The sequence below is a fragment of the Pseudoalteromonas sp. NZS37 genome (genome assembly GCF_015864265.1).
GTDB lineage: Bacteria > Pseudomonadota > Gammaproteobacteria > Enterobacterales > Alteromonadaceae > Pseudoalteromonas > Pseudoalteromonas arctica.
Map to the genome: position 1 here is coordinate 139,906 of NZ_JADYXL010000004.1, position 13,205 is coordinate 153,110.

The window sequence follows — 13,205 nt, forward strand, 5'->3', positions numbered from 1 at the left end:
CTTTTTCTGCATTTTACATTACTTAGATATGAGTCTCTAGGTATAAGTAAGGCTCTGAATTTAGTGTTCAGAACCTTGTAACTTTTACTATGGACTTTTAAAAATTAGTCACGCGGTTAATTTCACCAAGGGATGTAAGACCATCGGCTGCTTTGCGTAAACCTGATAAACGTAAATTATTAAATCCGGCTTTAAGTGAAACGTCAGCTATTTCAAGCGAGTTACCACCGCGCATAATAATTTGGGCAATTTCAGGGGTAATTTGCATTACTTCGTAAATACCCACTCGGCCTTTATAACCATCGGTACAGCTATCACACCCTTTAGGCGTATATAACGTCATTTCTTCAATTTGCTTGGCGCTAAATCCTTGGCGAGCCAGTTCTTCACTCGGAAGTTGTTCTGGCGTTTTACATTTAGGGCATAAACGACGAGCTAGACGTTGGGCTATTATTAAGCTGATCGAACTTGCTACGTTATAAGCCGGCACACCCATATTTAATAAACGGGTGATTGTTTCCGGTGCTGAGTTTGTATGCAATGTTGATAAAACCAAGTGACCTGTTTGCGCCGCTTTTATTGATATTTCTGCGGTTTCTAGGTCACGTATTTCACCTACCATAACTACATCAGGATCTTGACGTAAAAAAGCACGCAGTGCATTGGCAAAAGTCATATCGGCTTTAATGTTAATTTGTACTTGGTTTACACCTTCAAGGTTAATCTCAACCGGATCTTCCGCAGTACTAATATTTCGCTCTGGCTGATTTAATATATTTAAACCTGTGTATAGCGATACTGTTTTACCAGAACCCGTTGGCCCTGTTACTAGTATCATCCCTTGAGGCTGGGCAAGTGCATCCATATAGAGCTTTTTCTGCTCAGGCTCATAGCCTAATACATCAATGCCTAACATAGCGCTTGATGAATCAAGGATACGCATTACTATTTTTTCGCCCCACAAGGTAGGCATGGTACTTACACGAAAGTCGATACTTTTGCGTTCAGTGATTTTTAGTTTTATACGACCATCTTGTGGTTTGCGTTTTTCGGCAATATCGAGTCGCGACATTACTTTAATACGTGCAGAAAGCTTGGTTGCTAATGTATTAGGTGGGCTTGCCACTTCATGCAAAATGCCATCAATACGAAAGCGAATACGGTACTTGTGTTCATACGGTTCAAAGTGTAAATCAGAGGCGCCTTTTTTAATGGCATCCATTAAAATTTTGTTGATGTATACGATGATAGGTGCATCATCTTTATCGTCATCTTGTGGTGCTGTATCTCTTTGGCTTTCTGAGTCTAAATCAGCAAATTCCTGAAACTCGTCATCGGTTAAATTTAGGCTGCCAGTGGCATCTAGTAATTGCTCGATTTTGGCATCGAGTTGAATATAATCAACAACAACAATTTCGCATGAAAGACCGGTACTAAACTCAAAGTTTTCGAATGCGCCGTAATCTGTTGGGTCTGATGCTGCGATATAAACTTTTCGATCTTTTTGAACAAGCGGCAAAATATGATGTTTACGTATAAGTTTTTCTTTTACGAGTTCGGCCGGGATTCTTGTAGGATCAAAGTCTTTTAAATCAAAATAAGGTACGCGAAACAGATCAATACATTGTTCAGCTAAATCTTTACTATCGATTTTTCCACATTTAGAAATAAGCTCAGCTGTTGAGGCAAATTCATTTTGTTTGTTTTTAACCGTGTCGGCATCAATGCGGCCAAGGGTTATAAATTTTCTCAATAACGGTGAGTTAATATTCATTGCGCACCTGTTTTATTCCTTCAATAGTAAGCAATTTATCAGAAAAAAGAAGGGGATTACATCACCTTTCATTCTTTGTTGTGATTTTACTAACTAAAATACGAGTTTGTGTGAGTTAGGACAGTGTTAATGTGAGTTAGTTTTGTTGTGTAATGCATATTGTAGGTACTTTTTATGAAGATCAACAAGTTCTATACGCACTAGGTTTAAACTACGGTCGTTATTTAAAATATCATCCGCTTTTTGTTGCTTATCGGCACGTGACATTTGCGAGGCAATAATATTTTTAACTTGCTCACTACTTGTGTTGTCACGTTTTGCCGTACGGACTATTTGTACAGAGGTTGGTACGTCAATAAGTAAGGTATGGTCGCAATATTTATCAAGGTTATTTTCAAACAATAAAGGAGCTACTAAAACAACATAAGGGCTAGTTGCATTATTTAAATCGTTTAGTATTTTTATCCGTATAAGAGGGTGTATCAACGCATTAAGCCATTCTTTATCATTGTTGTTAGTGAATATTTTTTCGCGAAGCTCTGCTCTATTTAATGTGCCATCAGGCAATAAAATATGTTCACCAAAGTGGGCTGTAATCGCTTTTAGCCCTTTGCTATTAGGGAGTACTACTTCACGCGCAATTATATCGGCATCAACTATAGTAATACCAAGCTTTTCAAACATGTTACTGACGGCCGTTTTACCACAGCCAATACCGCCTGTTAAACCTAATACCCAGCTGTTTACTTTAGTAATTTGCTCACTCACTTTAATAACCTATTAAATTAAAATAAGCGCCTTGAATTTGGTTGCCCCAAAGCATTGCAATCCAGCCAGCTATCGCTAAATAAGGGCCAAATGGAATGGGCGTTGCTTTGTCTTTACCTTGTATGCTTAACAGTGCAATACCGATAATGGCACCTACTACGCTCGAAAGCAGAATAATAGTAAGTAATGACTGCCAGCCAAGCAAAGCACCAAATACAGCAAGCAATTTAAAATCGCCATAACCCATGCCTTCTTTTCCGGTTAGTAACTTAAATAACCAAAACACGCTCCACAAGCTTAAATAGCCACAAGCCGCACCAATAATGGCATCGGTTGGTGTAATTGTGTAACCCATTACCGAGGCAATAAGTGCAAGCCATACAAGCGGAAGTGTAAGTTGATCTGGCAGTAACATATGGTCAATATCAATAAAGGTCAGTGCTACTAAAATCCACGTTACAAAAATATATAAAAGGGCTTGCTCGGTCGTACCAAAGCTATAAGCAACAATTAAACTTAATAGGGCAGTAATTAGCTCTACAGTAGGGTATCGGGCCGAAATAGGATTACTGCAACTTGCGCATTTACCTTTAAGTGCTAACCAACTAATAATAGGAATATTCTGCCAAGGCTTAATGGCAGTTTTACATTTAGGGCAGGTAGAATTGGGTTTTACTAAGTTAAAAGGCTCATTGATATTGGCTTGTTTAGATTCATTAGCTGTAAGTTCTTCCTCTAACAGTAGCCTGCATTCGCTTTGCCACTCACGTTGCATCATCAACGGTAAGCGATAAATAACTACATTTAAAAAACTACCAATACATAAACTAATTAAGCCAATTGTGGTTAAGTAAAACCATAATTGGCTTTGCATTACTTCAATAATACTTTGCATTTGTTTACCTAAAACTAAAATTCTTTAATAACACACTTAGGACGACGCGATATAAAATTAGGAGAACGCGATATAAAATCGTTGCTACATTTGCGTCCCTTTAAAATCGCAAGGTTTCTTATATTTTTCCAAAGGAATTAAATTACAGAACCTAATTGGAAAATAGGTAAATACATCGCGATAATTAAACCACCAACAAGTACACCTAGTACAGCCATAATAAGTGGCTCAAGTAAGCTTGAAAGGCCATCTACTGCATCATCAACTTCTTGTTCGTAAATAGTAGCCACTTTCGCGAGCATGCCATCTAGTGAGCCAGACTCCTCACCAATAGCGACCATTTGTATTACCATATCAGGGAATATTTTTGAGTTACGCATTGCCCAATTCATCTGATTACCAGAGCTTACCTCAACTTTTATATCTAAAATAGCGTAACGATAAACGGCATTACCTGAAGCGCCTGCAGCAGAGTCAAGTGCATCAACCAGCGGCACACCTGCAGCAAACGTGGTCGAAAGAGTTCGTGCATAGCGAGCAACAGCTGCTTTATTTAAAATCATGCCAATAACAGGCAGTTTTAGTATTGCTCTGTCAGTTGCATCTCTTAGTTTTAAACTTCTTAATTTAGCTTCTTTAAACGCGTATCCAAAAGCGACTATGGCTATTAGTATCATCCACCAATATGCTTGCATAAAGTCTGATATGCCAATAACAAATAAAGTGAATGGAGGAAGCTCAGCACCAAAGCCTGCGAATATTTCTTGAAACTGCGGCACTACAAATATTAATAGTATTGAGGTTACAATGCCGGCAATTACTAATACCGAAATAGGGTAAAACATTGCTTTTTTAATTTTTGACTTCAATGCTTCAGACTTTTCTTTATAAATAGCGACACGATCAAATATTCTATCAAGCGCACCTGATTGTTCGCCAGAGGCTACAAGGTCACAATATAAATCATCAAAATAGCGGGGATGCTTTCGAAGCGCTGTAGATAAAGGCTGGCCTGCTTTTACTTCATCGGCAATAGTCTCCATTAATTTGGCGACACTTTTATTGGTCGAACCGGTGCCAATCATTTCGATTGATTGTATTAGCGGAACGCCCGCCATCAACATAGTTGCTATTTGGCGAGTAACTAAAGCTATATCCTTAGGGGTTATTTGTTGAACACTTTGAATACCAAACAATGGTTTTGCTTTGCGTTTTACTTTTGAGGGGGTGATACCTTGTTTACGAAGTTGAGCTTTCACTAATGCAATACTATTACCAGTAAGCTCACCTTCAAGCTTTTTTCCACGAGCGCTTACACCGACCCATTGAAATGTATCGAGGCCTTTATCTAGTTGTTTTTTTGCCATGAATTTGAACACCTAAGAGTTTCAATACATTGATTATAAGCAAACAAATTTAGAGTGGTTATAATTACTTCAAAAAAAAACGCTCAAATGAGCGTTTTAATTCTATTTATATATTAACTTACGGAGCAGCTTGAGGGCAGCTTTTTGGAGCAAGTGAAGCATCTGTTGCTCCTGCTGTAGCACATGTCCACTCGCCGGCTACACTTCTTGTCCAAGTTAATGTTGCGGCTGCAACTTGAGTTGGTGCATTAACAATTTCACATTCTATAGTACCGACTCCTGCTGTGATATCTGCAGTAATATTGCAGTTTTGAGTAGTAGCATCTTTAATAGAAGTTAATGCGGCAACATCAGCTACAGCTTCACCGTTATTAGCTCTAATTTCCATATCAGTTTTAGCTCCTGTAATTTCAGACAAGCCAGCTGTCAGTTTAGACGTAGCCTGGTAATCAGAATATGCAGGTAATGCAATTGCTGCAAGAATACCGATGATTGCTACTACAATCATTAATTCAATTAGGGTGAAACCCTGTTGTTTTTGAGTCATTGTTTTCATGTTTCCTCTCCTAAAGGATAGATTTTTGTAACTTAAATCACTTAAGCGGCAAATGCCTCACTTAATTTAACTGATTTACTTTACAGTTTTACTTAAAATTAATTTTATTACACTTTAGCTTTAGAGTATGAAACACAAAAGCCGTATGTGAATTCATTATGTTTAGTACTAACTATAAAAGTTTACTAAGAGCACTACATGTTGTAGCAACAAATAGTATAGGCATAAAGTAAATAGTTTAGTTGCTTTAGTTTTTAATTATGTCTTTAAAAACTAAAGGCACTAGTTATTTATGACTACCTTTTTAAATAAAATAGTACAACAGAATTAGTCTACCATTTTATTTTAGTGTTTAGCACGTATCTTCTTATAAAAAAGCGATTTTATTTAACAAAATGTTACAAAGTAAGCCTTTCGGGTTATTTAATGCTTTTTTACTTAACTTGTCAATCGATTAGCGGTATTAATTGGCAGTTATTGCTTTAAAATCGTTCAAAACGCATCGATAAATCGATTGATTGTAAGTTTTTTGTTAATGCCCCGCTTGATATAAAATCAACACCGGCTTGTGAATAAATTTTGAGCGTTTCTAGGGTCATATTGCCTGAAACCTCTAATTTTGCACGCTTGTTGGTCAAAATTACGGCTTGTTTAATTTGCTCTACACTAAAGTTGTCGAGCATGATTATGTCGGCGCCAGCTTCAATTGCTTGCTTAAGTTCAGGGAGTGATTCTACTTCTACTTCGACAGGTTTGTTTGGGTGGTTTTGTTTAGCTTGAGCTACGGCTTTGTTTATTGTGCCACAAGCTGCTATATGATTTTCTTTAATTAAAAAAGCGTCAAATAATCCAATACGATGGTTTGCACCCCCGCCACATTTTACTGCGTATTTTTGAAGAGCGCGCAGACCTGGAATTGTTTTACGTGTGTCGAGTAATTGCGTAGTTGTACCACTTAACTCTTTTACGTAATGCGCTGTAGTAGTTGCAGTGCCTGATAAGGTTTGTACAAAGTTAAGTGCAGTACGCTCGGCAGTTAATATTGAACGAGCCGAGCCAATAGCGGTAAATAATGTGCTGTTTGCTTTAACTGCGTCGCCATCATTTATGAGTACATTAACCTTAACGCTTGGGTCTACTTGTTTGAATACTTCAAGGATGATGTCTTTTCCGCAAAAAATGCAGTCTTCGCGGGTGATTACTTTTGCGTTGGCTTGCTCGCTCTGAGGGATAAGCTGCGCGGTAATATCGCCTTCTTGAGCTGTTTGATAATTTAGATCTTCGTCGAGTGCAAGAGTGACAAGTTGGCTAACTAAAGAGTGCGGGATAGACATAATAAAAGCTCATAAGCGTTAATAAATTAAGCAAATTTTACTATGTTTATAAAAGAAAGAGAAGCGATTGCCTTTTCGCCAATATAAAGATAAGCGCTTGAAGTAAATTCGCACCTACGTGTGGGTTTGAATTATTTGTAGGTGAGGTTTTATACCTCGCTTGTTACTATCATTTTTTTAATAAATCCATTAGCATCAGTGCTATGTATATCTTGATATTTATATAATAAACGTATCATGAAAATAGATTTAGACGGTGTTTTAAGTACGGTAGCGCAGCGGCCTTGTTCGCATTTTGATGAGCGCCCTGATGAGGCTGATATTTCTTTATTGGTGATTCACAATATATCATTGCCAGCAGGGCAGTTTGGTACACCTTTCGTTGATGAGTTATTTATGGGTAGCATTGATTGCAATGCTCATCCGAGTTTTAGTGACTTAAAGAATTTACGTGTATCGGCCCATTGCTTTATAAAGCGCACCGGTGAGGTTATACAATACGTGCCTTTTGAAAAGCGCGCTTGGCATGCAGGGCAATCTGAGTTTGAGGGGGTACCTGCTTGTAATAACTTTAGCATTGGCATTGAGCTTGAAGGTACCGACACCGCTCCATATTCTTTAGCACAGTACAAAACATTAACTATTATTAGTAAATCTATAATGCAACGCTATCCAAAAATTACCCCTTCGCGTATTGTTGGGCATTGCGATATTGCCCCTGGGCGTAAAACAGATCCTGGCAGTAGCTTTAATTGGCCATTGTTTTTTAATATGCTTGAACAACTAAGTTAAGAGAGTTATTCCCATGATTTTAGTTTCTATAATAATTGCATTAATACTAGAGCGCTTAGGCGCTCGGTCTAATTACTGGCAGATAAGTTATTACGCAAATGGTTATTTAAATCGCTCTAATAAATTACTTGGTGATAAGGGCTTATTTAGCTCAGCACCGGGCTTTTTAATTTGGCTTTTACTTCCAGTGATTGCGATGGCACTAATTTATTGTTTATCTGATTTTGTTTTGTGGCAGTTGGGCATTAATATCGCGGTGCTTTTGGTTTGCTTTGGTTGTGCTAAGCAGCGTGCTTTATATAAGTCGTATTTAAATGCGTTAACGCGAGATGACGGTACTGCTGCATCTTTATATGCGTTGCAAATAGGTCAAAAGCGTACTGATGATCAAGATGGTGGCGAAACCTTTGGGCAAACATTGGCGTGGGTAAACTTTAGATTTTACTGTGCGGTTATTTTTTGGTTCGTTGCTTTAGGCGCGCCAGGCGCGGTTTTATATGCACTGGTACGTACTTTAGCTGATTTAGTACGAGAAGATCATAAAGTAATATTCGCTAAGCGTTTTAAACTTATACATAAACTATTGTTTTGGCTCGACTGGTTACCTGCACGCATTACAAGCTTTGGTTATTTAGTAATAGGTAACTTTAATAAAGGCACAAGCTGTTGGCTACGTTACGTACTTAACTTTAAATCTCCAAACCGAGAAGTAGTAACATGTACTGCACTTGCTGCAGAGCAAGTTGAAAAGCGTTATTACGGCTGTACCTACGAAGCCACTTGTATGATTAAGCTTGTTAAGCGCAATGTATTATTTTACTTAGTACTTATAGCACTACTTACATTATTTGGTGGACTATCGTAGTCGCGATTTTACATCGCGCATTGTGTTTTTCGGTTGGGAGGTTAGTTGCCAAATGTCGCGGGGTAAACCCGCTGCTACGATATTGCGTAGTCGCGATTTTATATCGCGCATTGTGTTTTTCGGTTGGGAGATTAGTTGCCAAATGTCGCGGGGTAAACCCGCTGCTACGAGTTTAGATAAATACTATCCCAATATGGGTAGTCTGCAATATTTTCTATTAAATTTGCACGCAAAGGGTTTGCGACTATGTATCTAGCACAGCTATTTAAGTCTTCGGTATTTCTTATTAAGTGATCATAAAACCCTTTTTGCCAAAGCTTTTGTCTGCCAAATTGTCTATACACCGTGGCTGAGCGTCCTTTGAAGCTTCTAATTACCTCACTTAATGTTGCGCTATCGGATAATTGTAATAACCAATGAATATGGTTTGGCATTATCACGAAAGTATTTGATTTAATCAGTTGCTCTCTCTCTAATCCCCTCATTTCATTGATAATAGCTCTATTAATTATTAAGCTTGTGAATAGGTTGTTTCGCTCATGACAAACCAGTGTAATAGCATAATAGTGGTTTGCTTTTGATACTCTTCCCTTTCGTAATAAATATGAACGATGCATAACATACCCGTATTTTAGCAATCACAGACCCACGAATTTAAAGCATATGCAATTTTTATAAATTTGCGTAGTCGCGATTTTACATCGCGCATTGTGTTTTACGTTTAGGTAATTACTTGCACAATAATCGCGGGGTAAACCCGCTGCTACGATATTGCGTAGTCGCGATTTTACATCGCGCATTGTGTTTTACGTTTAGGTAATTACTTGCGCAATAGTCGCGGGGTAAACCCGCTGCTACGATATTGCGTAGTCGCGATTTTATATCGCGCATGTGTTTTTCGGTTGGGTAATTGTTTGCACAATAATGGCGGGGTAAACCCGCTGCTACGATATTGCGTGATCGAAATTTTATATCGCGCATTGTGTTTTATGTTTAGTTGACTGATCGTGTGTAAATTGCAGCTATTTCTTTGGTACTTTTATCCTGTTATTAATTTCTTTAATAAATTCAACTAGAGTTAACACTCTATTTTTCTGGTCAGACCAATTGTTTTCATCCTATTAACGTTATAACAATTTTTGTAAATTGCGCATTGTTTAATCTTCGTTCAAAATGCGTTACGCTACTTTAATTGCTCAAGCTACCTGTAAATTGACAGCTAATAAGGTTTTTGATACCGTATTGAAAATTTTTGGTATGACCAATTTACCTTTTGGGTAAATCATACTACTCAAAGCCCCGCTTTATGGGCTCTTGGTATTTATACAACGCGGACGTTGATTCATGTCTTTAAAGATCAAAGCAGCAAAGTTATCTGATGTTATTTTACAGCAACTCGAGAACATGATTCTTGAGGGCTCGTTAGCACCAGGTGAAAAGTTGCCACCAGAGCGTGAACTAGCAAAGCAATTTGAAGTGTCTCGCCCGTCACTGCGTGAGGCAATTCAAAAATTAGAAGCGAAAGGTTTAGTTACGCGTCGCCAGGGTGGCGGCACGTTTGTAAAAAATCAGCTCGAAGAAGGGCTTACTGATCCACTTTTTGATTTGATAAGTAAACACCCCGAATCGCAGTTTGATTTACTTGAATTTCGTCATGCATTAGAAGGGATTGCTGCTTACTACGCGGCACTGCGCGGGACCAGCAACGATTTTAGCAAAGTGAAAGAAAGCTTTGATAAAATTGCCCTAGTTAATGATGATTTACAGCAAAAAGCAAAAGCAATTAATGCATTTCACTTTAGCGTGGCAGAAGCTTCGCATAATGTGGTGTTACTGCATTTAGTAAGAGGCATGAAAGCGCTGCTTGAGCAAAATGTATTGCAAAATTTAACTGTTTTATTAAAAAAGTCAGATATTAGCAGTCAATTAGCCCAACACAGGCGTTTATTAATGGATGCCGTTATTGACGGTAATCCAGAACAAGCCCGTTTAGCAAGTAATGCGCACTTAGCATTTATAGAAGAAGCACTACTTGAAGCAGGCAAAGAACATTCGCGAATTGAACGTAGTTTAAGACGCACTAAACAAAATTAAGTTAGTACATAACTACTTTGAACACACAAATTAAGTAGCTGTGATATTAAATTAACAATATTCGTATTTTAAACATAAGGAAACCTCCATATGTCTGAAGTCAATAAAATTGACGTAGACGCGCTAGAAACACAAGAGTGGTTACAAGCTCTTGAATCAGTTGTGCGCGAAGAAGGTGTTGAACGAGCTCAGTTTTTACTTGAGCAAGTATTAGAGCAAGCCCGTTTAGACGGCGTTGATATGCCAACGGGTATTACCACGAACTACGTTAATACTATTCCTGTAGATCAAGAACCTGCTTACCCGGGTGATGTAAATCTTGAGCGTCGTATTCGTTCAATTATACGTTGGAACGCGATTATGATCGTTCTACGTGCATCTAAAAAAGATCTCGACTTAGGCGGCCATATGGCGTCTTACCAATCATCTGCTGCATTTTATGAAGTGTGTTTTAACCACTTTTTTAAAGCACCAAATGATGTAGACGGTGGTGACTTAGTTTATTACCAAGGTCATATTTCTCCTGGTATTTATGCACGTGCATTTGTTGAAGGTCGTTTATCTGCTGCACAACTAGATAACTTCCGCCAAGAAGTTGATGGCGAAGGCTTACCATCGTACCCACACCCTAAGTTAATGCCTGAATTTTGGCAGTTCCCTACGGTATCAATGGGCTTAGGTCCTATTTCGTCTATTTACCAAGCGCGCTTCTTAAAATACTTAGATGGTCGTGGCTTAAAAGATACTAAAAACCAACGTGTATACGCGTTTTTAGGTGACGGTGAAATGGATGAGCCAGAATCACGTGGCGCTATTTCTTTTGCTGCACGTGAAAAACTAGATAACCTTTGTTACTTAGTTAACTGTAACTTACAGCGTTTAGACGGCCCAGTTATGGGTAACGGTAAAATTATTCAAGAACTAGAAGGCTTGTTTAAAGGCGCTGGCTGGAATGTAATTAAACTAGTTTGGGGCAGCGGCTGGGATATTCTTCTAGCTAAAGACACAACAGGTAAATTACTACAGTTAATGAACGAAACTGTGGATGGCGATTACCAAACATATAAAGCCAAAGATGGCGCGTACGTACGTGAAAACTTCTTTGGTCGTTACCCTGAAACAGCAGCACTTGTTGCTGATATGACAGATGACGAAATTTTCGCGCTTAAGCGTGGTGGTCATGAGTCATCAAAATTATTTGCTGCATTTAAAAAAGCAGAAGACACTAAAGGCCGTCCAACTGTAATTCTTGCTAAAACTGTAAAAGGTTACGGCATGGGTGAAGCAGCTGAAGGTAAAAACATTGCGCACCAAGTGAAAAAAATGGACATGTCGCATGTTGCACATTTACGTTCACGCCTTGGTCTTGACGATTTAGTATCTGAAGAGCAACTTGCAGAACTACCTTATTTAGAGCTTGAAGAAGGTTCACCTGAGTATAAATACCTACATGCTCGTCGTGATGAACTTAAAGGTTATACACCTAAGCGTATTCCACGTTTTAGTGAAAAACTTACGTTGCCAGAGGTAGACGCGTTTAAGCCGCTACTTGAAGAGCAAAAACGTGATATTTCAACCACTATGGGTTTTGTTCGTGCACTTAATATCTTATTAAAAGATAAAGGCATTGGTAAAAACATCGTACCAATTATTGCCGATGAAGCGCGTACATTTGGTATGGAAGGTTTATTCCGTCAAATTGGTATTTACAATCCGCATGGCCAAAACTATACGCCACAGGATCGTGATATTGTTTCTTACTATAAAGAAACTGTATCAGGACAAGTGCTTCAAGAAGGTATTAATGAGTTAGGTGCAATGTCGTCATGGGTTGCTGCTGCAACTTCATACAGCACTAACGATTTACCAATGATCCCGTTCTACATTTACTACTCTATGTTTGGTTTCCAACGCGTTGGCGACATGGCATGGATGGCGGGCGATCAACAAGCACGTGGTTTCTTATTAGGTGCTACTGCGGGTCGTACAACGTTAAATGGTGAAGGCTTGCAACACGAAGATGGTCACAGTCATATTCTTGCTAATACGGTTCCTAACTGTATTTCTTATGACCCAACTTACGCGTTTGAAGTAGCTGTTATTGTACAAGACGGTATTCGTCGTATGTACGGTGATGACCAAGAAAATATTTACTACTACCTAACGCTTATGAACGAAAACTACCATCAGCCAGCTATGCCAGAAGGCGCTGAAGAAGGTATCCGTAAAGGTATTTACAAGCTTGAAAGTTACGAAGGTAAAAAAGCCAACGTACAGCTATTAAGCTCAGGTACTATTATGACTGAAGTGCGTAAAGCCGCTACGATTCTAAGCGAAGAGTATGGCATTGCGTCTGACGTGTTCTCTGTTACGTCTTTCAACGAATTAACGCGTGAAGGTCAAGATGTTGAACGTTTCAACATGCTTAATCCTGAAGGCGAGCAAAAAACAGCATTCATCACAAGCGTATTAAACGACTCTGTGACTGTTGCAGCAACGGATTACATGAAAAACTACGCAGAACAAGCGCGTTCATTCATTCCAAGCAGCAACTACAAAGTGTTAGGTACAGATGGTTACGGTCGTTCTGATAGCCGTGAAAACCTACGTCGTCACTTTGAAGTTAACGCGGGCTACGTTGTTGTTGCTACGTTATCTGAACTTGCTAAACGCGGTGAAGTTGAGAAGTCAGTAGTTGTTGAAGCACTTAAAAAGTTCAACATCGACACTAACAAACTTAACCCACTGTACGCATAAGAG

Annotated in this window: 11 protein-coding genes; 4 read left to right on the forward strand and 7 right to left on the reverse strand. The window is 38.7% G+C overall.

All coding sequences use genetic code 11. The features are described from left to right. Positions 1 to 97: 97 nt before the first annotated feature. The 6 genes from pilB to nadC form a co-directional block, all read right to left on the reverse strand. Complete coding sequence (gene pilB, locus I6F47_RS08925; protein WP_197183707.1) at positions 98 to 1,774, reverse strand: type IV-A pilus assembly ATPase PilB; 1,677 nt, start codon at positions 1,772 to 1,774, stop codon at positions 98 to 100. A gap of 126 nt (positions 1,775 to 1,900) precedes the next feature. Beyond that, positions 1,901 to 2,542, reverse strand: coding sequence for a dephospho-CoA kinase (gene coaE / locus I6F47_RS08930; RefSeq protein ID WP_197183708.1), 642 nt, complete (start codon positions 2,540 to 2,542; stop codon positions 1,901 to 1,903). A gap of 1 nt (position 2,543) precedes the next feature. Continuing rightward, a complete protein-coding gene (locus I6F47_RS08935) occupies positions 2,544 to 3,437 on the reverse strand; it encodes a prepilin peptidase (protein ID WP_197183709.1) in 894 nt (297 codons plus the stop codon). A gap of 137 nt (positions 3,438 to 3,574) precedes the next feature. Continuing rightward, positions 3,575 to 4,804 carry a type II secretion system F family protein gene (locus tag I6F47_RS08940; RefSeq protein WP_197183710.1) on the reverse strand — a complete coding sequence of 410 codons (1,230 nt, stop codon included), beginning with the start codon at positions 4,802 to 4,804 and terminating at the stop codon, positions 3,575 to 3,577. Between the two features lie 118 nt (positions 4,805 to 4,922). Continuing rightward, positions 4,923 to 5,360, reverse strand: coding sequence for a pilin (locus I6F47_RS08945; RefSeq protein ID WP_197183711.1), 438 nt, complete (start codon positions 5,358 to 5,360; stop codon positions 4,923 to 4,925). A 482-nt stretch (positions 5,361 to 5,842) separates the two neighbouring features. Then, positions 5,843 to 6,694 carry a carboxylating nicotinate-nucleotide diphosphorylase gene (gene nadC, locus I6F47_RS08950; protein WP_197183712.1) on the reverse strand — a complete coding sequence of 284 codons (852 nt, stop codon included), beginning with the start codon at positions 6,692 to 6,694 and terminating at the stop codon, positions 5,843 to 5,845. A 237-nt stretch (positions 6,695 to 6,931) separates the two neighbouring features. On the opposite strand from nadC, the gene ampD reads away from it, so the two are divergent. Together ampD and ampE are read left to right on the forward strand one after the other, a co-directional pair. Continuing rightward, entirely contained in the window at positions 6,932 to 7,486 is a 555-nt protein-coding gene (gene ampD / locus I6F47_RS08955; RefSeq protein WP_197183713.1) for a 1,6-anhydro-N-acetylmuramyl-L-alanine amidase AmpD, read from the forward strand. A 13-nt stretch (positions 7,487 to 7,499) separates the two neighbouring features. Further along, entirely contained in the window at positions 7,500 to 8,351 is an 852-nt protein-coding gene (ampE, locus tag I6F47_RS08960) for a beta-lactamase regulator AmpE (protein WP_197183714.1), read from the forward strand. Between the two features lie 164 nt (positions 8,352 to 8,515). Here the strand turns inward: ampE and I6F47_RS08965 are convergent, their stop codons facing one another. Continuing rightward, positions 8,516 to 8,968 carry an REP-associated tyrosine transposase gene (locus I6F47_RS08965; RefSeq protein WP_024590627.1) on the reverse strand — a complete coding sequence of 151 codons (453 nt, stop codon included), beginning with the start codon at positions 8,966 to 8,968 and terminating at the stop codon, positions 8,516 to 8,518. A 727-nt stretch (positions 8,969 to 9,695) separates the two neighbouring features. On the opposite strand from I6F47_RS08965, the gene pdhR reads away from it, so the two are divergent. Together pdhR and aceE are read left to right on the forward strand one after the other, a co-directional pair. Further along, positions 9,696 to 10,445, forward strand: a complete 750-nt coding sequence (gene pdhR / locus I6F47_RS08970) for a pyruvate dehydrogenase complex transcriptional repressor PdhR (protein ID WP_007586129.1) — start codon at positions 9,696 to 9,698, stop codon at positions 10,443 to 10,445. Between the two features lie 90 nt (positions 10,446 to 10,535). Further along, the gene (aceE, locus tag I6F47_RS08975; RefSeq protein ID WP_010553346.1) at positions 10,536 to 13,202 is read left to right on the forward strand and encodes a pyruvate dehydrogenase (acetyl-transferring), homodimeric type; all 2,667 of its coding nucleotides are present in this window, start codon (positions 10,536 to 10,538) and stop codon (positions 13,200 to 13,202) included. Positions 13,203 to 13,205 lie beyond the last annotated feature (3 nt).

Coding starts and splice junctions, on each gene's coding strand:
- pdhR (WP_007586129.1), top strand. CDS start 9,696: ATGTCTTTAAAGATCAAAGCAGCAAAGTTATCTGATGTTATTTTACAG.
- aceE (WP_010553346.1), top strand. CDS start 10,536: ATGTCTGAAGTCAATAAAATTGACGTAGACGCGCTAGAAACACAAGAG.
- I6F47_RS08965 (WP_024590627.1), bottom strand. CDS start 8,968: ATGCATCGTTCATATTTATTACGAAAGGGAAGAGTATCAAAAGCAAAC.
- I6F47_RS08940 (WP_197183710.1), bottom strand. CDS start 4,804: ATGGCAAAAAAACAACTAGATAAAGGCCTCGATACATTTCAATGGGTC.
- ampE (WP_197183714.1), top strand. CDS start 7,500: ATGATTTTAGTTTCTATAATAATTGCATTAATACTAGAGCGCTTAGGC.
- nadC (WP_197183712.1), bottom strand. CDS start 6,694: ATGTCTATCCCGCACTCTTTAGTTAGCCAACTTGTCACTCTTGCACTC.
- ampD (WP_197183713.1), top strand. CDS start 6,932: ATGAAAATAGATTTAGACGGTGTTTTAAGTACGGTAGCGCAGCGGCCT.
- I6F47_RS08945 (WP_197183711.1), bottom strand. CDS start 5,360: ATGAAAACAATGACTCAAAAACAACAGGGTTTCACCCTAATTGAATTA.
- I6F47_RS08935 (WP_197183709.1), bottom strand. CDS start 3,437: ATGCAAAGTATTATTGAAGTAATGCAAAGCCAATTATGGTTTTACTTA.
- pilB (WP_197183707.1), bottom strand. CDS start 1,774: ATGAATATTAACTCACCGTTATTGAGAAAATTTATAACCCTTGGCCGC.